This is a genomic window from Streptomyces sp. AV19 (assembly GCF_015999245.1).
Lineage (GTDB): Bacteria > Actinomycetota > Actinomycetes > Streptomycetales > Streptomycetaceae > Streptomyces.
Genome location: NZ_JAEAMR010000010.1, coordinates 181,819 through 202,204 on the forward strand (window position 1 = coordinate 181,819; position 20,386 = coordinate 202,204).

The 20,386-nt window shown below is 71.2% G+C and carries 16 protein-coding genes; 11 read left to right on the forward strand and 5 right to left on the reverse strand.

Features of this window, described 5'->3' with window-relative positions; genetic code table 11:
* Positions 1 to 32 precede the first annotated feature (32 nt).
* The 10 genes from rapZ (at position 33) to pgi (ending at position 12,063) form a co-directional block, all read left to right on the forward strand.
* Positions 33 to 965: an RNase adapter RapZ gene (rapZ, locus tag I5Q34_RS19130; protein ID WP_199893545.1), complete on the forward strand. Its 933-nt coding sequence runs from the start codon at positions 33 to 35 to the stop codon at positions 963 to 965.
* Positions 962 to 2,008: a uridine diphosphate-N-acetylglucosamine-binding protein YvcK gene (yvcK, locus tag I5Q34_RS19135; RefSeq protein ID WP_199893546.1), complete on the forward strand. Its 1,047-nt coding sequence runs from the start codon at positions 962 to 964 to the stop codon at positions 2,006 to 2,008. The genes rapZ and yvcK overlap by 4 nt, the downstream gene beginning before the upstream one ends.
* Positions 1,999 to 3,018, forward strand: a complete 1,020-nt coding sequence (whiA, locus tag I5Q34_RS19140; RefSeq protein WP_199893547.1) for a DNA-binding protein WhiA — start codon at positions 1,999 to 2,001, stop codon at positions 3,016 to 3,018. Before yvcK ends, whiA begins: the two co-directional genes overlap by 10 nt.
* 152 nt (positions 3,019 to 3,170) lie before the next feature.
* Positions 3,171 to 6,134 carry a M14 family metallopeptidase gene (locus I5Q34_RS19145; protein WP_199893548.1) on the forward strand — a complete coding sequence of 988 codons (2,964 nt, stop codon included), beginning with the start codon at positions 3,171 to 3,173 and terminating at the stop codon, positions 6,132 to 6,134.
* A gap of 139 nt (positions 6,135 to 6,273) precedes the next feature.
* Positions 6,274 to 7,278 carry a type I glyceraldehyde-3-phosphate dehydrogenase gene (gap, locus tag I5Q34_RS19150; protein ID WP_199893549.1) on the forward strand — a complete coding sequence of 335 codons (1,005 nt, stop codon included), beginning with the start codon at positions 6,274 to 6,276 and terminating at the stop codon, positions 7,276 to 7,278.
* Positions 7,279 to 7,376: 98 nt separating this feature from the next.
* Positions 7,377 to 8,588: a phosphoglycerate kinase gene (gene pgk / locus I5Q34_RS19155; RefSeq protein ID WP_199893550.1), complete on the forward strand. Its 1,212-nt coding sequence runs from the start codon at positions 7,377 to 7,379 to the stop codon at positions 8,586 to 8,588.
* A 6-nt stretch (positions 8,589 to 8,594) separates the two neighbouring features.
* On the forward strand, positions 8,595 to 9,371 hold the full coding sequence (gene tpiA, locus I5Q34_RS19160) for a triose-phosphate isomerase (RefSeq protein ID WP_199893551.1): 777 nt from the start codon (positions 8,595 to 8,597) through the stop codon (positions 9,369 to 9,371).
* Between the two features lie 141 nt (positions 9,372 to 9,512).
* The gene (gene secG, locus I5Q34_RS19165) at positions 9,513 to 9,743 is read left to right on the forward strand and encodes a preprotein translocase subunit SecG (protein ID WP_040890769.1); all 231 of its coding nucleotides are present in this window, start codon (positions 9,513 to 9,515) and stop codon (positions 9,741 to 9,743) included.
* A gap of 159 nt (positions 9,744 to 9,902) precedes the next feature.
* On the forward strand, positions 9,903 to 10,238 hold the full coding sequence (locus tag I5Q34_RS19170) for an RNA polymerase-binding protein RbpA (protein WP_003957010.1): 336 nt from the start codon (positions 9,903 to 9,905) through the stop codon (positions 10,236 to 10,238).
* Positions 10,239 to 10,404: 166 nt separating this feature from the next.
* Complete coding sequence (pgi, locus tag I5Q34_RS19175; protein WP_199894255.1) at positions 10,405 to 12,063, forward strand: glucose-6-phosphate isomerase; 1,659 nt, start codon at positions 10,405 to 10,407, stop codon at positions 12,061 to 12,063.
* Between the two features lie 272 nt (positions 12,064 to 12,335).
* On the opposite strand, the gene pgl is transcribed toward pgi, so the two are convergent.
* The 5 genes from pgl to tkt are packed head-to-tail and all read right to left on the reverse strand — an operon-like array spanning position 12,336 to position 18,923.
* On the reverse strand, positions 12,336 to 13,142 hold the full coding sequence (gene pgl, locus I5Q34_RS19180) for a 6-phosphogluconolactonase (protein WP_199893552.1): 807 nt from the start codon (positions 13,140 to 13,142) through the stop codon (positions 12,336 to 12,338).
* The gene (gene opcA, locus I5Q34_RS19185; RefSeq protein ID WP_199893553.1) at positions 13,139 to 14,164 is read right to left on the reverse strand and encodes a glucose-6-phosphate dehydrogenase assembly protein OpcA; all 1,026 of its coding nucleotides are present in this window, start codon (positions 14,162 to 14,164) and stop codon (positions 13,139 to 13,141) included. Before opcA ends, pgl begins: the two co-directional genes overlap by 4 nt.
* On the reverse strand, positions 14,161 to 15,684 hold the full coding sequence (gene zwf / locus I5Q34_RS19190) for a glucose-6-phosphate dehydrogenase (protein WP_199893554.1): 1,524 nt from the start codon (positions 15,682 to 15,684) through the stop codon (positions 14,161 to 14,163). The genes opcA and zwf overlap by 4 nt, the downstream gene beginning before the upstream one ends.
* A 1-nt stretch (position 15,685) precedes the next feature.
* The gene (tal, locus tag I5Q34_RS19195; protein ID WP_199893555.1) at positions 15,686 to 16,801 is read right to left on the reverse strand and encodes a transaldolase; all 1,116 of its coding nucleotides are present in this window, start codon (positions 16,799 to 16,801) and stop codon (positions 15,686 to 15,688) included.
* A 40-nt stretch (positions 16,802 to 16,841) separates the two neighbouring features.
* A complete protein-coding gene (tkt, locus tag I5Q34_RS19200) occupies positions 16,842 to 18,923 on the reverse strand; it encodes a transketolase (protein ID WP_199893556.1) in 2,082 nt (693 codons plus the stop codon).
* Between the two features lie 436 nt (positions 18,924 to 19,359).
* Between tkt and I5Q34_RS19205 the strand changes: the two genes are divergently transcribed.
* Entirely contained in the window at positions 19,360 to 20,304 is a 945-nt protein-coding gene (locus I5Q34_RS19205; protein ID WP_277965349.1) for a heme o synthase, read from the forward strand.
* Positions 20,305 to 20,386 lie beyond the last annotated feature (82 nt).

Below are 20,386 nucleotides of genomic sequence, written 5' to 3' on the forward strand. Positions count from 1 at the left end.
CACGGCCCCGCCGGCAGAACGGGGGACATCTCATGAACGACAGCGAGCGCGACGGAGCACAGGTGAGTACGGGCACGACGGCGGACACGACGGGCGAGGCCGCGGGCATCCCCGAGCTGGTGATCATCTCCGGCATGTCGGGGGCGGGCCGCAGCACCGCCGCCAAGTGCCTGGAGGACCTCGGCTGGTTCGTCGTGGACAACCTGCCGCCCGCCCTCATCCCCACCATGGTCGACCTCGGCGCCCGCTCCCAGGGCAACGTGGCCCGCATCGCCGTGGTCGTCGACGTCCGCGGCCGGCGCTTCTTCGACAACCTCCGCGAGTCCCTCGCCGACCTGGCCGCCAAGAAGGTCAAGCGGCGCGTGATCTTCCTGGAGGCCTCCGACGACGCGCTGGTGCGCCGCTTCGAGTCCGTGCGCCGCCCGCACCCCCTCCAGGGCTCCGGGCGCATCGTCGACGGCATCGCCGCCGAGCGCGACCTGCTGCGCGAGCTGCGCGGCGACGCCGACCTGGTCATCGACACCTCCAGCCTCAACGTCCACGAGCTGCGCGCCAAGATGGACGCCCAGTTCGCCGGCGAGGAGGAGCCCGAGCTCCGCGCCACCGTCATGTCCTTCGGCTACAAGTACGGCCTCCCGGTCGACGCCGACCTCGTCGTGGACTGCCGCTTCCTGCCCAACCCGCACTGGGTCCCGGAGCTGCGCCCCTTCACCGGCCTCAACGAGGAGGTCTCGGGCTACGTCTTCAACCAGCCCGGCGCCAAGGAGTTCCTCGACCGCTACACCGAGCTCCTCCAGCTCATCGCCGCCGGCTACCGCCGCGAGGGCAAGCGCTACGTGACCATCGCCGTCGGCTGCACCGGCGGCAAGCACCGCTCGGTCGCCATGTCCGAGAAGCTCGCCCACCGCCTCGTCTCGGAGGGTGTCGAGACCGTCGTCGTCCACCGGGACATGGGGCGCGAGTGACCGGCCGCAGCTTCCGGATGCGCCGCGTGCGCCGGCTCGTCCCCGGCGCGCGCGGCGCCGCGCGGAGCCACCGGCGCCGCACCCAGCCCAAGGTCGTCGCCCTCGGCGGCGGCCACGGGCTGTCCGCCTCGCTCGCCGCGCTGCGCCGCATCACCGGCGACCTGACGGCCGTCGTCACCGTCGCCGACGACGGCGGCTCCAGCGGCCGCCTCCGCGACGAGCTCGGCGTGCTGCCCCCCGGCGACCTGCGCAAGGCGCTGGCCGCCCTGTGCGGCGACGACGACTGGGGCCAGACCTGGGCCCGCGTCATCCAGCACCGCTTCGAGAGCCGCGGCGACATGCACGGCCACGCCGTCGGCAACCTGCTCATCGTCGCCCTCTGGGAGCAACTGGGCGACCACGTCCAGGCCCTCGACCTGGTCGGCAAGCTGCTCGGCGCGCACGGCCGGGTGCTGCCCATGTCCGCCGTCCCCCTCGAGCTCCAGGCGCTGGTGCGCGGGCACGACCCGGCCGAGCCCGACGCCGTCACCACGGTCCGCGGCCAGGCCACCGTCGCCCTCACCCCCGGCGAGGTGCAGTCCGTGCACGTGGTCCCGGAGGACCCGCCCGCCGTCCCCGAGGCCGTCGAGGCGGTCCTCGACGCGGACTGGGTGGTGCTCGGCCCGGGCTCCTGGTTCTCCTCGGTCATCCCGCACCTGCTCGTCCCCGAGCTGCTCGACGCGCTCCAGGAAACCAAGGCCCGCCGGGTCCTCTCGCTGAACCTCGCTCCCCAGCCCGGCGAAACAGAGGGCTTCTCCCCGCAGCGTCATTTGGAGGTTTTGGCCCGACACGCCCCTAAACTCGCCCTGGACGTGGTGCTGGCCGACGAGGCCGCCGTGCCCGACCGCGAGAGCCTGCGCGACGCCGCCAAGCGGCTCGGCGGGACGGTCGAGCTGGCGCCGGTCGCCGCGCAGGGGAGTTCCGCTACGCACGATCCGGAACTGCTGGCCGCCGCGTACGACCGTATTTTTCGGATGCATGGAAGGATCGGCCCATGGCGATGACGGCAGCGGTGAAGGACGAGATCTCCCGGCTCCCCGTCACCCGGACCTGCTGCAGGAAGGCGGAGGTCTCGGCGATCCTGCGGTTCGCCGGCGGGCTGCACCTCGTCAGCGGCCGCATCGTGATCGAGGCGGAGCTGGACACCGGGATCGCCGCCCGGCGGCTGCGCAAGGACATCCTGGAGATCTTCGGGCACGCGTCCGACCTGGTGGTGATGGCCCCCGGCGGGCTGCGCCGCGGCAGCCGGTACGTGGTGCGGGTGGTGGCGGGCGGTGACCAGCTGGCCCGGCAGACCGGCCTGGTCGACGGCCGCGGCCGGCCGATCCGCGGGCTGCCCCCGCAGGTCGTCTCCGGCGCCACCTGCGACGCGGAGGCCGCCTGGCGGGGCGCCTTCCTGGCGCACGGCTCGCTGACCGAGCCCGGCCGCTCCTCCTCCCTGGAGGTCACCTGCCCCGGCCCCGAGGCGGCGCTCGCCCTGGTGGGCGCGGCCCGCCGGCTGCAGATCGCGGCCAAGGCCCGCGAGGTGCGCGGGGTGGACCGCGTCGTCGTCCGCGACGGCGACGCCATCGGCGCCCTGCTCACCCGCCTCGGCGCCCACGAGTCGGTGCTGGCGTGGGAGGAGCGGCGGATGCGCCGCGAGGTGCGCGCCACCGCCAACCGGCTGGCCAATTTCGACGACGCCAATCTGCGCCGTTCGGCCCGCGCCGCCGTCGCGGCCGGGGCCCGGGTCCAGCGGGCCCTGGAGATCCTCGGCGAGGAGGTGCCCGAGCACCTCGCCGCCGCCGGCCGGCTGCGCATGGAGCACAAGCAGGCCTCGCTGGAGGAGCTCGGCGCCCTGGCCGACCCGCCGCTGACCAAGGACGCCGTCGCCGGCCGGATCCGCCGCCTGCTCGCCATGGCCGACAAGCGCGCCCAGGACCTCGGCATCCCCGGCACCGAGTCCAACCTCTCGGATCTGGCCGACCTCCCCGAGGACGTCGTCGCCGGCATGGTCAAGGACATGGCCGGCTGACGTCACCCGTACGGGACGCCGACGGGGTGGGCCGACAGGGTGAACCGCCCCCGGCGTCCGGCCGGTTGGGACCCCGCCCTATTGACATGGTCATGGGCCATCGCAAGCCTTGCGTCCGTCATCGCACGGGACGGACAAGGCATGGGGGGTTCATGAGACGCAGGACGAGAGCGATCCTCGTTGCGGCTTCGCTGCTGGCCGGCGGCGTGACCGCGGCACCCTTCGCACACGCGCGGCCGGACGCGCAGGCCACCCCGGCCGCCTCCGACGCGGTCAGGGTCTGGGACGCCGAGGTCACCGCGGCCCAGATGCCGCTCCTGCTCAGGGCGGGCGTCGACGGGCACGAACTGGGCCGCCCGCCCGCCGCGGGCAAGGCGGCGCCGGTCGAGCTCTACCTCACCGGCCGGCAGGCCGGCGAACTGCGCGCCCAGGGCGTCGAGCTCACCGAACGGCGCATCTCCCAGCGCACCCGCGAGCGCCTCACCAGGACCGGCGACGGCGTCTTCCGCCCCTACAGCGGCAAGGGCGGGCTCCAGCGGGAGATCATCGACACCGGCCTCGCGCACCCCGGGCTCACCAAGGTCGTCAGCATCGGCAAGAGCCTGCGCGGCCAGGACATGCTGGCCGTCAAGATCGGCAAGAACGCGAGCCGCACCCGCGACGGCTCGAAGCCCGCCGTGCTCTACATGTCCAACCAGCACGCCCGCGAGTGGATCACGCCGGAGATGACCCGCCGGCTGATGCACCACTACCTCGACAACTACGGCAAGGACCAGCGGATCACCAGGATCGTCGACAGCACCGAGCTGTGGTTCCTGCTCTCCGCCAACCCCGACGGCTACGACCACACCTTCAAGAGCCCGAGCACCCGGCTCTGGCGCAAGAACCTGCGCGACAACAACGGCGACGGGAAAACCGCCCCCGGCGACGGCGTCGACCTCAACCGCAACTTCCCCTACAAGTGGGGCTACGACAACGAGGGTTCGTCCGCCGACCCGGCCTCCGAGACCTACCGCGGCAAGGGCCCCGCCTCCGAGCCGGAGACCCGGGCGCTCGACGCGTTCGAGAAGCGGATGCGCTTCACCTACGCCATCAACTACCACTCCGCCGCCGAGCTGTTGCTCTACGGCGTCGGCTGGCAGGTCGCCACCCCCACCCCGGACGACGTCCTCTACCGGGCGCTGGCCGGTACCCCGGAGAAGCCGGCGGTCCCCGGCTACCGGCCCCAGGTCTCCTCGGAGCTGTACACCACCAACGGGGAGGCCGACGGCCACGCGGCCAACGCCAACGGGACGATGATGTTCACCCCCGAGATGTCGACGTGCCAGACGGTCTCGCGCGCCGACACCTCGGACCGCTGGGACCCCGCCGACTGCCTCTCCGGCTTCGGCTTTCCGGACGACGAGAAGCTGATCCGGGCGGAGTTCACCAAGAACATCCCCTTCGCCCTCTCCGTCGCGGAGAGCGCGGCCCACGCCGACCGCCCGTCCTCGGCCGTCGGGATGACGGCACCGGACTTCACCCCGGACGCCTTCACCGACTCCTTCGCCCGCGGCGCCGGCCAGCCCGTCGCCGTCACCGCCCGCAAGAGCCTGGCCGACAAGCGCCTCAACTACCGCATCGACGGCGGGAAGACGCGCACCGTGCCGCTCACCCCCTGGCGCGGCGGCAAGCGTTACGGCGGACACGACAACATCCGCTTCGACCAGTACCGCGGCACGGTCCGCGGCGCCCGCGAAGGCGCCAGGGTGCAGGTGTGGTTCACCGGCCGCACCCCCGGCGGCGGCACCACACGCAGCGAGCCCTTCACCTACACCGTCTGGCACCGGCCCGTCGCCGACACCCTGGTCATCGCCGACGAGGGCGGAACCGACCCGGCCCGCAGGCTCGCCGCGTACACCGAGGCGCTCGACCGCGCCGGACACCGGGCCGTCGTCTGGGACGTCGCACGGCAGGGCGCGCCCCATCCGCTGGGCGTACTGCGCCACTTCAGGTCCGCCGTCTGGTACTCGGGCGGCAACCGGCCCGGCGGCGCCACCCTGTTGGCCGTCCGCGACTACCTCAACGAGGGCGGGAAGCTCGTCGCCCTGGGCCCGGAGGCGGGCGGCGCGGCGCGCGTCGGCGAGGCCGACACCGACGACTTCGCCCAGTACTACCTGGGCGCCCACGGCCGCACCGCGCTCGCGCACCCGCGGCAGTTCACCGGCACCGGCCCGCTCGCCGGCGTCCGCGCCGACCTGGCCGACGCCCCCGGCAGCCCGCTGGACACCGCAGGGTCCTTCGTCACCACCTCCGACGTGCTCCCCGCGGACCGCTTCCCGCAGTTCCGCAGCCGCGGCGCCGGCGACTACCCGGGCCTGCGCACCGCCTTCGAGCCGTACGCCGGCGACGGGATGGCCGCCGCCCGGCACAAGGACCGGGCCTGGATGCGTCTGACGCGGAGCATCGACCTCACCGGTGTCCGCGCCGCGGACAGGCCCGCGCTCGGTTTCCAGATCAGCCACGAGACCGAGAAGGGCTTCGACAACGCCATCGTCGAGATCCGCACCGCCGGCGGGGACGACTGGACCACGCTGCCGGACGCGAACGGCGGCACCAGCGCCGAGGTCCCCGCGGACTGCGCCGAGAGCTCGTACCTCACCCTGCACCCCTTCCTCCGGCACTACCTCACCCTGCGTGACGGGTCCTGCTCGGCGCACGGCACCACCGGCGCCTGGCACCGCTTCACCGGTTCCTCCCAGGGCTGGCACCGCGCGTCCTTCGACCTGAGCGCGCACGCCGGGAAGAAGGCGGAGGTCTCGGTCTCCTACGTCACCGACGGCGGCTCCGGCGGGCCCGGCGTCTTCGTCGACGACGCCACCGTCACCGCGGGCGGCGCCGTCAAGGACACCGAGGGCTTCGACGCCCGCTCGCTCGGCCCGTGGACGGTTTCCGGCCCGCCGACCGGCAGTCCCGGCAACTCCGGTGACTGGGCCGCCTCCAAGGCCCTTTACCACTCGTCGGCCGCCGTCACCACCGGTGACACCGTGCTGTTCGGCTTCGGGCTGGAGCATGTGCGCGGGGTGCGGGAGCGCGCGGCTCTTCTGAGCGCGGCCCTGCACATTTTGCGTGTCTGACGCCACAGTGTCCCCCTCTTGACCAGGGGGGCCTCCAATGTCACGTACATCGCCGGTTGGAGGTAGGGTCGGTGGTGGTCGGGGACATCCCATACAGCCGCCGGCGGACAGACCGGCACACCAACGAGGAGATCGGTTCGTGACGATCCGCGTAGGCATCAACGGCTTTGGCCGTATCGGTCGCAATTACTTCCGTGCGCTCCTGGAGCAGGGTGCGGACATCGAGATCGTCGGTGTCAACGACCTGACCGACAATGCCACCCTGGTGCACCTGCTGAAGTACGACAGCATCCTCGGTCGCCTGAAGCAGGACGTCAGCCACACCGACGACACGATCACCGTCGGTGACATGACGTTCAAGACGATGGCCGAGCGCGACCCCGCCAACCTGCCCTGGGGCGAGCTGGGCGCCGACATCGTCATCGAGTCCACCGGCATCTTCACCAAGCGCGAGGACGCGGCCAAGCACCTCGCCGCCGGCGCCAAGAAGGTCCTGATCTCCGCGCCCGCCAAGGGCGAGGACATCACCATCGTGATGGGCGTCAACCAGGACAAGTACGACGCGGCCAACCACCACGTCATCTCCAACGCCTCCTGCACCACCAACTGCGTGGCGCCGATGGCCAAGGTCCTCGACGAGAACTTCGGCATCGTCAAGGGCATGATGACGACGGTCCACGCGTACACCAACGACCAGCGCATCCTGGACTTCCCGCACTCCGACCTGCGCCGCGCCCGCGCCGCCGCGGAGAACATCATCCCGACCTCGACGGGTGCCGCCAAGGCCACCGCCCTGGTCCTCCCACAGCTCAAGGGCAAGCTGGACGGCATCGCCATGCGCGTCCCGGTCCCGACCGGCTCGGTCACCGACCTCGTCCTGGAGCTCGACCGCGAGACCACCAAGGAAGAGATCAACGCCGCCTTCCAGAAGGCCGCCGAGGGTCAGCTCAAGGGCGTCCTCGAGTACACCGAGGACCCGATCGTCTCCTCCGACATCGTCAACTGGCCGGCCTCCTGCACCTTCGACTCCAAGCTGACGATGGTCCAGGGCACGCAGGTCAAGGTCGTCGGCTGGTACGACAATGAGTGGGGCTACTCCAACCGCCTGGTGGATCTGACCGTCTTCGTCGGCGGCCAGCTCTGATCCGAGCGATGTAAGGGACGGGGCTCGTACGACGCACTGGCGCGCCGTACGGGCCCCGTCGCATGGCTGATACTCACGGAAGTCACCGGAGTCACCGTATGAAGACGATCGACGAACTCATCGAGGGCGGCGTCGAGGGCAGGCGGATCTTCGTCCGCGCCGACCTCAACGTTCCCCTGGAGGGCACGACCATCACCGACGACGGCCGCATCCGCGCCGTCGCGCCGACCATCGCCAAGCTCGCCGAGGCGGGCGCCAAGGTGATCGTCGCCTCCCACCTGGGCCGTCCCAAGGGCGCCCCGGACCCGCAGTTCTCCCTGGCCCCGGCCGCGAAGCGGCTCGGCGAGGTCCTGGGCAAGAACGTCTCGTTCGCCACCGACACGGTCGGCGACAGCGCGAAGGCCACCGTCGCCGCCCTGGCGAACGGCGAGGTCACGCTGCTGGAGAACCTCCGTTTCAACGCGGGCGAGACCAGCAAGGACGACGCGGAGCGCGGCGCCTTCGCCGACGCCCTCGCGGCGCTGGCCGACCTCTACGTCGGCGACGGCTTCGGTGCCGTGCACCGCAAGCACGCCTCGGTCTTCGACCTCCCCAAGCGCCTTCCGCACGCCGCCGGCGACCTGATCGCCACCGAGGTCGGCGTCCTGAAGAAGCTCACCGACGAGGTCCGGCGGCCGTACGTGGTCGTGCTGGGCGGTGCCAAGGTCTCCGACAAGCTGGGTGTCATCGACAACCTGCTGAAGAAGGCCGACCGCATCCTCATCGGCGGCGGCATGTCGTACACCTTCCTGGCCGCCAAGGGCCACGAGGTCGGCATCTCGCTGCTCCAGGAGGACCAGAAGGCCACGTGCCTGGAGTACCTGGCCGAGGCCGAGAAGCGCGGCGTGGAGTTCGTCCTCCCCGTGGACGTCCTGGTCTCCGCCGACTTCCCGGACCTGAAGACCAAGGCCCCGGCCAACCCGGACACCGTCTCCTCGGACGCCATCCCGGCGGACAAGGAGGGCCTGGACATCGGCCCCAAGACCCGTGAGCTGTACGCCTCGAAGCTCGCCGACGCCGGAACGGTCTTCTGGAACGGCCCGATGGGCGTCTTCGAGCACCCCGATTACGCGAACGGCACCAAGGCCGTCGCCCAGGCCCTGCTCGACTCGCCGGGCTTCACCGTCGTCGGTGGTGGCGACTCCGCCGCCGCCGTGCGCACCCTGGGCTTCGACGAAAACGCTTTCGGCCACATCTCGACCGGTGGCGGCGCCAGCCTCGAATACCTCGAGGGCAAGACGCTCCCCGGCCTCGCCGCACTGGAGGACTGAAAAACCGTGAGTGCACGTACCCCGCTGATGGCGGGCAACTGGAAGATGAACCTCAACCACCTGGAGGCCATCACCCACGTCCAGAAGCTCGCCTTCTCCCTCACGGAGAAGGACTTCGAGTCGGTCGAGGTCGCCGTACTGCCGCCGTTCACCGACCTGCGCTCGGTGCAGACGCTGGTCGACGGCGACAAGCTCAAGATCAAGTTCGGCGCCCAGGACATCTCGGCGCACGACTCCGGCGCGTACACCGGTGAGATCTCCGGCGCGATGCTCGCCAAGTTCCGCTGCTCCTACGTGGCGGTGGGCCACTCCGAGCGCCGCCAGTACCACGGCGAGTCGGACGAGCTCTGCAACGCCAAGGTGAAGGCCGCCTTCAAGCACGGCGTGACCCCGATCCTCTGCGTCGGCGAGGGCCTGGACGTCCGCAAGGCCGGCAACCAGGTCGCCTACACCCTGGCCCAGCTGGACGGCGCCCTGAAGGACGTCCCGGCCGAGCAGGCCGAGACCATCGTCATCGCCTACGAGCCCGTCTGGGCCATCGGCACCGGCGAGGTCGCCACCCCCGAGGACGCGCAGGAGGTCTGCGGGGCGATCCGTGGCCGCCTGGCCGAGCTCTACAGCCAGGAGCTGGCCGACAAGGTCCGCATCCAGTACGGCGGCTCGGTCAAGTCGGGCAACGTCGCCGCGATCATGGCGCAGCCGGACGTGGACGGCGCCCTGATCGGCGGGGCCGCGCTGGACGCGGACGAGTTCGTCAAGATCGTCCGCTTCCGCGACCAGTAGCAACTATGACGACGGGCCCCGCCCGTCGTACCCTGTCGGGGCCGGGACCGGCGCGAACGCGCCACCCGGCCCCGCAGCGTTAACGTTGTTAACGTCCTGACCTGTCCGTGACAGTCCGAGAGAGTTGGTCCAGCCGTGGTCATGGGGTTCTCGATCGCCCTCATCGTCTTCAGCCTGCTGATGATGATGCTGGTGCTCATGCACAAGGGGAAGGGCGGCGGCCTGTCCGACATGTTCGGCGGCGGTATGCAGTCCTCCGTCGGCGGCTCCTCGGTCGCCGAGCGCAACCTCGACCGGATCACCATCGTGGTGGGCCTGCTGTGGTTCGCCTGCATCGTGGTGCTCGGCCTGCTGATGAAGTTCGACAGCTGACGCTCCGTCGTACCCGCGGCCTATGATGGAACCCGCGCCGCGCGGCCGGTTCGTGTAACTCCTGCCGCTGGACGCGCGTTGGGCCTTCCGTAGACTGGGGCGCTCGCAGCGGAGCGGACTGTCACGCTCCGCCGCACCATCACGCAGGGAGTTACGACCGTGGCAAGTGGCAACGCGATCCGGGGAAGCCGGGTCGGGGCGGGGCCGATGGGGGAGGCGGAGCGGGGCGAGTCGGCCCCGCGTCTGCGCATCTCCTTCTGGTGCTCGAACGGGCACGAGACGCAGCCGAGCTTCGCCAGTGACGCACAGGTGCCGGACACCTGGGACTGCCCGCGCTGCGGCTTCCCGGCCGGCCAGGACCGGGACAATCCGCCGGACCCGCCGCGCACCGAGCCCTACAAGACGCACCTCGCGTACGTCCGGGAGCGACGCAGCGACGCGGACGGCGAGGCGATCCTCGCCGAGGCGCTGGCCAAGCTCCGTGGGGAGATCTGACGAACCGACCCGACGCACCGCCAGCACTGACCGGCCCGGCCGGAAGGACCGTTCCTTCCGGCCGGGCCGGTGGTGTTTCCGGGAGCTACCGCCAGGAATGGCCCGGGGCTCCATTAGGTTGGGGAATGGCGAGAGAGCTACGAGAAGAAATGGACTGATGTCCGAAATGAACGCTGAGGGCCGCACCGGGCTCGACCGCATGCCCGAGTGGAACGCACTGACCAAGCACCGGGACGAGTTGGGGGAGGTGCGGCTGCGTCGGCTGTTCGCGGAGGACCCGCGCCGGGCCGAGCGGTACGCGCTCACCGTCGGCGATCTGTACGTCGACTACTCCAAGCACCTCGTCACCGACGAGACCCTGCGGCTGCTGCGCGAACTCGCGGCGGCGACGGGCGTGGCGGAGCTGCGGGACGCGATGTTCCGCGGCGAGAAGATCAACACCACCGAGGGCCGGGCCGTGCTGCACACCGCCCTGCGCGCCCCCGAGGGTGCCGTCGTCGAGGTGGACGGGGAGAACGTCGTCCCCGCCGTGCACGCCGTGCTGGCGAAGATGCGGGACTTCTCCGACCGGGTGCGCTCGGGCGCGTGGACGGGCCACACCGGGCGCCGCATCCGCAACGTCGTCAACATCGGCATCGGCGGATCGGACCTCGGTCCGGCGATGGCCTACGAGGCCCTGCGCGCCTTCACCGACCGCGCGCTGACGGTCCGTTTCGTCTCCAACGTGGACGGCGCCGACCTGCACGAGGCGGTGCGGGACCTGGACCCGGCCGAGACGCTGTTCATCGTCGCGTCCAAGACCTTCACCACGATCGAGACCATCACGAACGCGACGTCCGCGCGGACCTGGCTGCTGGCGGGGCTGGGCGCGGGGGCGGGGAACGAGGCCGTCGCCAAGCACTTCGTGGCGCTGTCCACGAACGCGGAGAAGGTCGCCGAGTTCGGCATCGACACGGCCAACATGTTCGAGTTCTGGGACTGGGTCGGCGGGCGCTACTCGTACGACTCGGCCATCGGGCTCTCCCTGATGATCGCCATCGGGCCGGACCGCTTCGGCGAGATGCTCGACGGCTTCCACCTCGTCGACGAGCACTTCCGCACCGCGCCGGCGGAGGAGAACGTGCCGCTGCTGCTGGGGCTGCTCGGGATCTGGTACGGCAACTTCCACGACGCGCAGTCGCACGCGGTGCTGCCGTACAGCCACTACCTGTCGAAGTTCGCCGCCTATCTGCAGCAGTTGGACATGGAGTCCAACGGCAAGTCGGTCGAGCGAAACGGGCGGGCCGTCAACTGGCAGACCGGGCCCGTGGTGTGGGGGACGCCGGGCACGAACGGGCAGCACGCGTACTACCAGTTGATCCACCAGGGGACGAAGCTGATCCCGGCCGATCTGATCGGGTTCGCCCGGCCCGTGGACGATCTGGAGCCGGGGCTCGTCGCCCAGCATGACTTGCTGATGGCGAACCTGTTCGCCCAGGGGCAGGCGCTGGCCTTCGGCAAGACGCCGGAGGAGGTGGCGGCTGAGGGCGTTCCGGCGGAGCTGGTCCCGCACAAGACGTTCCGGGGGAACCGGCCGACGACGACGATCCTGGCGGACGCGCTGACTCCGTCGGTGCTGGGGCAGTTGATCGCGCTGTACGAGCACAAGGTGTTCGTGCAGGGGGCGGTGTGGGGGATCGACTCGTTCGACCAGTGGGGGGTCGAGTTGGGGAAGGTGCTGGCGAAGCGGGTGGAGCCGGCGTTGACGGAGGGGGCTTCCGTGGAGGGGCTCGACTCCTCCACCTCGGCGTTGGTCGCCCGTTACCGGGCGGTGCGGGGGCGCTGACGCGCGGAGGGTTCCCCAACCCCGCCCTTTCACCGTTTCTCGCCGCGCTTCGCGCGGGGCAACGCGGCTTCGCCGCGTTCGTCCTCAAGCGCCGGACGGGCTGAATCAGCCCGTCCGGCGCTTGAGCCCTTCCGCGCGGGGGCCCCGGGGCGGCCCGGGGGCGGCCCCCCCCGCCGGGCCGGGCCCCCCCCCCCGCGCCGGGGGGTTGTGGCGGGGGTCCGGGGTCTCCCCGGAAGAAACGGTGAAAGGGCGGGGTTGGGGCCCTTCCTCCCTTACGGCGACGCCGGGGGGTACAGGTCCCTCGGGAGCTGAGCAGCCGCGGCCTGGTCCAGGAGCCACAGCGTGCGCGTGCGCCCGTACGCACCCGCCGCCGGGGCCTGGATCTCACCCGCACCGCCCAGCGCGACCGCGACCGCGCCCGCCTTGTCCTCGCCGGCGGCCAGCAGCCACACCTCCCGCGCCGCCCGGATCGCCGGCAGGGTCAGCGAGATCCGGGTCGGCGGTGGCTTCGGCGCGCCGTGCACGCCGATGACCGCGCGCTCCGTCTCGCGGACGCCCGGCAGCTCCGGGAAGAGCGAGGCGACGTGCGTGTCGGGGCCTACGCCCAGGAGCAGGACGTCGAAGGCGGGGACGGGGCCACCCCCGGCGCCAGCCGGTGGTGATGCGGTCTCCGGCCGCGCGGCGGCGGCCAGTTCGGACGCGTACGCCTCGGCCGCCTCGTCGGCGTCCTCGTACGTGCCGTCCGCGGCGGGCATGGCGTGCACCCGCGCCGGGTCGAGCCCGACGGCGTCCAGCAGGGCCTCGCGGGCCTGCGTGACGTTGCGCTCGGGGTCGCCGTCCGGCAGGAACCGCTCGTCGCCCCACCACAGGTCCAGCCGCGGCCAGTCGACCGCGTCCCGCGCGGGCGAGGCGGCGAGGGCCGCGAGCAGCCCGTTGCCGTTGCGCCCGCCCGTGAGGACGACGGATGCCGAGCCGCGGGCCGCCTGGGCGTCCACGATCTTCGTGATGAGCCGGGCCGCGGCGGCCTGGGCCATCAGCTCCTTGTCCCGGTGGACGACGATCTGCGGGGCGGTGCTCACTTCGCCGCCGCCTTCTTGGACGCGCCCTTCTTCGGGGCGGCCGGCCTGGCCTCCTCGGGAGCGGGCGGAGCGGGAGCCGGCTCCGGGGCCGGGGCGTCGGCCAGCCGCTCCACGCCGTACTTCAGCGTGGACGCGTAGACCGTGTCCGGGTCGAGACGGCGCAGCTCCTCCGCGAGGAGTTCGGCGGTGTCGCGGCGCTTGAGCGCCACGGCGCGGTCCGGGTGGCCCTTCATGGACAGCCGGGCCAGCGCGCCGTCGGTGCGCTCCAGGGTGATGACGCCGTCCTCGGTCTCCAGGCGGACGGCCGTGAGGCCGGGGCCCTCGGAGACCACGCGCCGGGCTGGCACCCCGAGGCGGTCCGCGAGCCACATGGCCAGCAGTTCGCCGCTGGGGTTGCAGTCCTCGCCCTCGACCTCGGCGCCGGTGACCTTGATGCCGGGCTGCTGGTCCAGGGCGGCCGCGAGCATCGAGCGCCACGGGGTGATCCGGGTCCAGGCCAGGTCCGTGTCGCCGGGCGCGTAGTTGGCGGCGCGGGCGGTGAGCTCGGAGACCGGCTCGTCGGCCGCGTAGGTGTCGGTGACGCGGCGCTGGGCGAGCGCGCCCAGCGGGTCCTGCTCGGGGTTGAGCGGGGAGCCGACCGGCCACCAGACGACCACGGGGGCGTCCGGCAGCAGCAGGGGCAGCACCACCGACTGGGCGTGGTCCATCACCTCGCCGTACATGCGCAGCACCACCGTCTCGCCGGTGCCGGCGGAGGTGCCGACCCGGACCTCGGCGTCGAGGCGGGCCTGTGCGCGGTTGCGCGGCGAGCGGCTGACCCGCTTGATGACGACGAGCTTGCGCGAAGGGTGCTCGCGGGAGGCCTCGTTGGCCGCCTTGAGCGCGTCGTAGGCGTGCTCCTCGTCGGTGACGATGACCAGCGTGAGCACCATGCCGATGGCCGGGGTGCCGATGGCGCGGCGTCCCTGGACCAGGGCGTTGTTGATCTTGCTGGCCGTGGTGTCCGTCAGGTCGATCTTCATGGCCGACGCCAGCTCCGTCCGTCTCGTGCGAGCATCTCGTCCGCCTCGACCGGCCCCCAGGTGCCGGCCGGGTACTGCGCGGGCTTGCCGTGCTTGTCCCAGTACTCCTCGATCGGGTCGAGGATCTGCCAGGAGAGCTCGACCTCCTTCAGGCGCGGGAAGAGGTTGGCGTCGCCGAGCAGCACGTCGAGGATGAGCCGCTCGTACGCCTCGGGGCTGGACTCGGTGAACGATTCGCCGTAGGCGAAGTCCATCGAGACGTCCCGGACCTCCATCGAGGTCCCCGGCACCTTGGAACCGAACCGCAAGGTGACGCCCTCGTCCGGCTGCACCCGGATGACCAGGGCGTTCTGCCCGAGCTCCTCGGTGGCGGTGTCGTCGAAGGGCGAGTGCGGGGCGCGCTGGAAGACGACCGCGATCTCGGTGACGCGGCGGCCGAGCCGCTTGCCGGTGCGCAGGTAGAACGGGACGCCCGCCCAGCGGCGGTTGTCGATCTCCAGCTTGATCGCGGCGTAGGTGTCGGTCTTGGAGCGCGGGTCGATGCCCTCCTCCTGCAGGTAGCCGAGCACCTTCTCGCCGCCCTGCCAGCCGGCCGCGTACTGGCCGCGGACGGTCTCCCTGCCCAGGTCCTTCGGCAGCCGGACGGCGCCCAGCACCTTGGTCTTCTCGGCGACCAGCGCGTCCGCGGCGAAGGAGGCGGGCTCCTCCATGGCGGTCAGCGCCAGCAGCTGGAGCAGGTGGTTCTGGATGACGTCGCGCGCGGCGCCGATGCCGTCGTAGTAGCCGGCCCGGCCGCCGATGCCGATGTCCTCGGCCATGGTGATCTGCACGTGGTCGACGTACGACCGGTTCCAGATCGGCTCGAAGAGGGTGTTGGCGAAGCGCAGCGCCAGGATGTTCTGGACGGTCTCCTTGCCCAGGTAGTGGTCGATCCGGAAGACCGACTCGGTCGGGAAGACCTCGTGGACGATCCGGTTCAGCTCCTGGGCGCTGGCCAGGTCGTGGCCGAAGGGCTTCTCGATGACCGCGCGCCGCCAGGAGTTCTCCGTCTGCTCGGCCAGGCCGTGCTTCTTGAGCTGCTGGACGACGGTGGGGAAGAACTTCGGCGGGACGGACAGGTAGAAGGCGAAGTTGCCGCCCGTGCCCTGGGCCTTGTCGAGCTCCTCGATGGTGTCCTTGAGGGTCTCGAACGCGGCGTCGTCGTCGAAGTCGCCCTGGACGAACCGGCAGCCGCGCACCAGCTGCTGCCAGACCTCCTCGCGGAAGGGCGTGCGCGCGTGCTCCTTGACGGCGTCGTGCACGACCTGTGCGAAGTCCTCGTCCTCCCACTGGCGGCGGGCGAAGCCGATGAGGGAGAAGCCCGGCGGCAGCAGACCCCGGTTGGCGAGGTCGTAGACGGCAGGCATCAGCTTTTTCCGTGACAAATCGCCCGTGACGCCGAAGATGACCAGGCCCGACGGCCCCGCGATACGCGGGAGCCGTCGGTCCTGAGCGTCACGCAGCGGGTTGCTGCTGCTCAATTCATGCCTCCGGTGCGAGGCGCTTGAGCTCCGCCTCGGTGGACTTCAGCAGGTCGTTCCAGGCCGCCTCGAACTTCTCGACGCCCTCGTCCTCGAGGAGCTGCACGACGTCGTCGTACGAGATCCCCAGCTTGGCGACCGCGTCGAGCTCGGCGCGGGCCTGCTCGTAGGTGCCGCGGACGGTGTCACCGGTGATCCGCCCGTGGTCGGCGGCGGCCTCCAGGGTGCCCTCCGGCATGGTGTTCACCGTGTTCGGCGCCACCAGGTCGTCCACGTACAGGGTGTCCTTGTAGGCCGGGTCCTTGACGCCGGTCGAGGCCCACAGCGGACGCTGCTTGTTGGCGCCGGCCTTCTCCAGGGCCAGCCAGCGGTCGGAGGAGAAGACCTCCTCGTACGCCTGGTAGGCGAGGCGGGCGTTGGCCAGGGCGGCCTTGCCGCGCAGCGCCTTGGCCTCCTCGGTGCCCAGGGCGTCCAGCCGCTTGTCGATCTCGGTGTCCACGCGGGACACGAAGAAGGACGCCACCGAGTGGATCAGCGACAGGTCCTGGCCGGCCGCCTTGGCCTTCTCCAGACCGGTCAGGTAGGCGTCCATGACCGCGCGGTAGCGCTCGAGCGAGAAGATCAGCGTGACGTTGACGCTGATGCCCAGGCCGATCACCTCGGCGATGGCCGGCAGGCCCGCCTTGGTGGCCGGGATCTTGATCAGGGTGTTGGGCCGGTCCACCAGCCAGGCCAGCTGCTTGGCCTCGGCGATCGTGGCCGGGGTGTTGTGGGCCAGGCGCGGGTCGACCTCGATGGAGACCCGGCCGTCCTGGCCGTCGGTCCGGTCGAAGACCGGGCGCAGGATGTCGGCGGCGTCGCGGACGTCCGCCGTCGTGATCATGCGGATGGCCTCTTCGACGGTCACCTTGCGGGCCGCGAGGTCGGCGAGCTGCTGCTGGTAGCCGTCACCGCCGGCGATGGCCTTCTGGAAGATCGACGGGTTGGTGGTCACACCGACCACGTGGCTGTCGTCGATCAGCTCCGAAAGGTTGCCGGAGGTGATGCGCTTGCGCGACAGGTCGTCCAGCCAGATCGCGACGCCTTCCTCGGAGAGGCGCTTGAGTGCGTCGGTCATGGGTTCTACATCTCCTACTGGAAAGTTGTGTGCTTCGCGCTCAGCGGCGGCCGGCGTCGGCGAGGGACTCGCGGGCGGCCTCGATGACGGCGTCGGCGGTCAGGCCGAACTCCTGGAACAGGATCTTGTAGTCGGCGGAGGCACCGAAGTGCTCCAGCGAGACGATCCGGCCGGCCTCGCCGACGTAGCGGTGCCAGGTCAGGCCGATGCCCGCCTCGACGGCCACGCGGGCCTTGACGTCCGGCAGCAGGACGCCGTCGCGGTACGCCTGGTCCTGCTCCTCGAACCACTCCACCGACGGCATGGAGACCACGCGGGCCGGGATGCCCTCGGCCTGGAGCCGCTCGCGCGCCTCGACGGCGAGCTGGACCTCGGAGCCGGTGCCGATCAGGATCACCTGGGCGCGGCCGCCCTCGGCCTCGAACAGCACGTAACCGCCCTTGGCGGCACCCTCGTTGGCCTCGTACGTCGGGACGTTCTGGCGGGTGAGGGCCAGACCGTGCGGCGCGGGCTTGGTGGTGTGCCGCTTGGCGATCTCGCGCCAGGCGATGGCGGTCTCGTTGGCGTCGGCCGGGCGGACCATGTTCAGGCCCGGGATGGCGCGCAGCGCGGCCATGTGCTCGACCGGCTGGTGGGTCGGGCCGTCCTCGCCGAGGCCGATGGAGTCGTGCGTCCACACGTAGGTGACCGGCAGCTTCATCAGGGCGGCCAGGCGGACGGCGGGGCGCATGTAGTCGGAGAACACCAGGAAGGTGCCGCCGTACACACGGGTGTTGCCGTGCAGCGCGATGCCGTTCATCGTCGAGCCCATGGCGTGCTCGCGGATGCCGAAGTGGATCGTGCGGCCGTACGGGTTCGCCTCCGGGAGGGGGTTGCCCTCGGGGAGGAAGGACGACGACGGGTCGATCGTGGTGTTGTTCGAGCCGGCGAGGTCGGCGGAGCCGCCCCACAGCTCGGGGACCACGCCGCCCAGCGCCTTGAGGACCTCGCCGGACGCCTTGCGGGTCGCGACGGCCTTGCCGGCCGGGAAGACCGGGAGGGCCTTCTCCCAGCCGTCGGGCAGCTCGCCCGCCATGATCCGGTCGAACTCCGCGGCGCGCGCGGCGTTGGCCTCGCGCCACTTCTGCAGCTGCTTGTCCCAGGTCGCGTGGGCCTCGCGGCCGCGGTCGACGACCTTGCGGACGTGCTCGAAGACCTTGTCCTCGACCTGGAAGTGCTGCTCGGGGTCGAAGCCGAGCACCTCCTTGGTCGCGGCCACCTCGGCCTCGCCGAGCGCCGAGCCGTGCGAGGCCTCGGTGTTCTGCGCGTTGGGGGCGGGCCAGGCGATGATCGTGCGGGCCGCGATCAGGGAGGGACGCCCGGTCTCCTCCTGGGCCGCCTTGAGGGCCGCGAAGAGCGCCTGGACGTCGAAGTCGCCGTTCGCCGACTGCTCGATGCGCTGGACGTGCCAGCCGTAGGCCTCGTAGCGCCCCAGGACGTCCTCGGAGAACGCCGTCTCGGTGTCGCCCTCGATCGAGATGTGGTTGTCGTCGTACAGGGCGACGATGTTGCCCAGCTTCTGGTGGCCGGCCAGCGAGGACGCCTCGGCGGAGATGCCCTCCTCCAGGTCGCCGTCGGAGACGATCGCCCAGATGGTGTGGTCGAAGGGGGACTCGCCCTCCGGGGCCTCCGGGTCGAACAGGCCGCGCTCGTAGCGGGCGGCCATCGCCATGCCCACGGCGTTGGCGATGCCCTGGCCCAGCGGACCGGTCGTGGTCTCCACGCCGCGGGTGTGGCCGTGCTCGGGGTGGCCCGGGGTCTTGCTGTCCCAGGTGCGGAACGCCTTGAGGTCCGAGAGCTCCAGGCCGTAACCGGCCATGAAGAGCTGCACGTAGAGGGTCAGGCTCGTGTGGCCGGGCGAGAGGACGAAACGGTCGCGGCCGATCCAGTCCGCGTCGCTGGGGTCGTGCCGCATCAGCTTCTGGAAGAGCAGGTAAGCGGCGGGCGCCAGGCTCATGGCCGTTCCGGGATGGCCGTTGCCGACCTTCTGCACGGAATCCATGGCCAGGACCCGGGCGGTGTCGACGGCCCGCTGGTCCAGTTCGGTCCACTTGAGCTCTGAGGTGGTCGGCTTGTTGCTCACCCTAGTTCAGGGCTCCTCTCCACAATGTCTGGCCGGGGGCGGTATCTTCCGCCACGACGCGGCGGTGTCGAGCCTACCCCTGTGGCAACGCGCGTCTTTTCGACGAGCGGTCGGCTACGCGGCGGCCCATTTGAGCGGTTACCCGCTCTTCGTCGAGCGGCCGCCCGCTCTTCGCCGTGGCAACCGGCGCGCGGCCGGAATGATTCCCCTTTGGCAGGTAGTGGCCATATGTCCAGCGTGGGGTGAGTCGACGGAGCCCGCCTCCCGAGCGGTGCCGGGGGAGCGGCGCGGGGCCCGTCCGCCCCCGCCCAACACGACCCACCCCGGCGGAGGCCGTGCCACGCCCTGCGTCTAGAGTGGCTTGGTACGCGCAAGTCTTCCCCGGTCGCACGAGGGCCGGATGTGCTTGCTGGCCTTATCTCTGTCAGGGGTGTGCGTGACGGCCGTCGAATCCCGTCCTGCGGGGGTCCTCGCCGCCGAAAGTCCCAAACACAGGCCGTTCGGGGCCCGTGTCAAGGCTTTCGTGGCGCTGACGAAGCCGCGCGTCATCGAGCTTCTGCTGATGACGACGGTCCCGGTGATGTTCCTCGCCGCAGAGGGCGTCCCGGACCTGTGGCTCGTCCTGGCCACCTGCGTCGGTGGCTACCTCTCCGCCGGTGGCGCGGGCGCGTTCAACATGTACTACGACCGTGACATCGACGCGATGATGGACCGGACCTCCCAGCGACCGCTGGTGACCGGCATGGTCTCGCCGCGCGAGTGCCTGGTCTTCGCCGCGGCGCTCACCGTCGGCTCGACCGTCTGGTTCTGGTTCCTGGTCAACCCCCTGTCGGCGGTGCTCTCGCTCGGTGCCTCGCTCTTCTACACCGTCGTCTACACGATGATCCTCAAGCGCCGGACCACGCAGAACATCGTGTGGGGCGGCATCGCGGGCTGCCTGCCGGTCCTCATCGGCTGGTCCGCGGTGAAGAACGAGGTCTCCTGGGCCTCGGTCATCCTCTTCCTCGTCATCTTCTTCTGGACGCCGCCGCACTACTGGCCGCTGTCGATGAAGGTGAAGGACGACTACGAGCGGGTCGGCGTGCCGATGCTGCCGGTCGTCGCGGGCAACAAGGTCGTCGCGCGGCAGATCGTCCTCTACAGCTGGGTGATGGTCGCCGTCTCCCTGCTGCTGACCCCGCTGGGCTACACCGGCTGGTTCTACACGGTCGTGGCGGTGGCCTGCGGAGCTCTCTGGCTGAAGGAGGCGCACGCGCTCCAGGCGCGGGCGAAGGCCGGGATCACCGGGGCGAAGCTGAAGGAGATGCGGCTGTTCCACTGGTCGATCACGTACGTCTCGCTGCTGTTCACGGCGGTCGCGATCGATCCGTTCCTGCGGTAGCTGCTTGGCAGTACGTGCGGTATGCGTACGGGCGGCGCGGGTAGCGCCAGACCGGCGGAGGCCGCGACGAGCACGACGAGCG

Bases quoted from the DNA above. Each gene is read 5' to 3' on its own strand.
- I5Q34_RS19145 (WP_199893548.1), top strand. From the start codon at position 3,171: ATGAGACGCAGGACGAGAGCGATCCTCGTTGCGGCTTCGCTGCTGGCC.
- tal (WP_199893555.1), bottom strand. From the start codon at position 16,801: ATGACCGACGCACTCAAGCGCCTCTCCGAGGAAGGCGTCGCGATCTGG.
- pgk (WP_199893550.1), top strand. From the start codon at position 7,377: ATGAAGACGATCGACGAACTCATCGAGGGCGGCGTCGAGGGCAGGCGG.
- whiA (WP_199893547.1), top strand. From the start codon at position 1,999: ATGGCGATGACGGCAGCGGTGAAGGACGAGATCTCCCGGCTCCCCGTC.
- rapZ (WP_199893545.1), top strand. From the start codon at position 33: ATGAACGACAGCGAGCGCGACGGAGCACAGGTGAGTACGGGCACGACG.
- secG (WP_040890769.1), top strand. From the start codon at position 9,513: ATGGGGTTCTCGATCGCCCTCATCGTCTTCAGCCTGCTGATGATGATG.
- opcA (WP_199893553.1), bottom strand. From the start codon at position 14,164: ATGAAGATCGACCTGACGGACACCACGGCCAGCAAGATCAACAACGCC.
- pgi (WP_199894255.1), top strand. From the start codon at position 10,405: ATGAACGCTGAGGGCCGCACCGGGCTCGACCGCATGCCCGAGTGGAAC.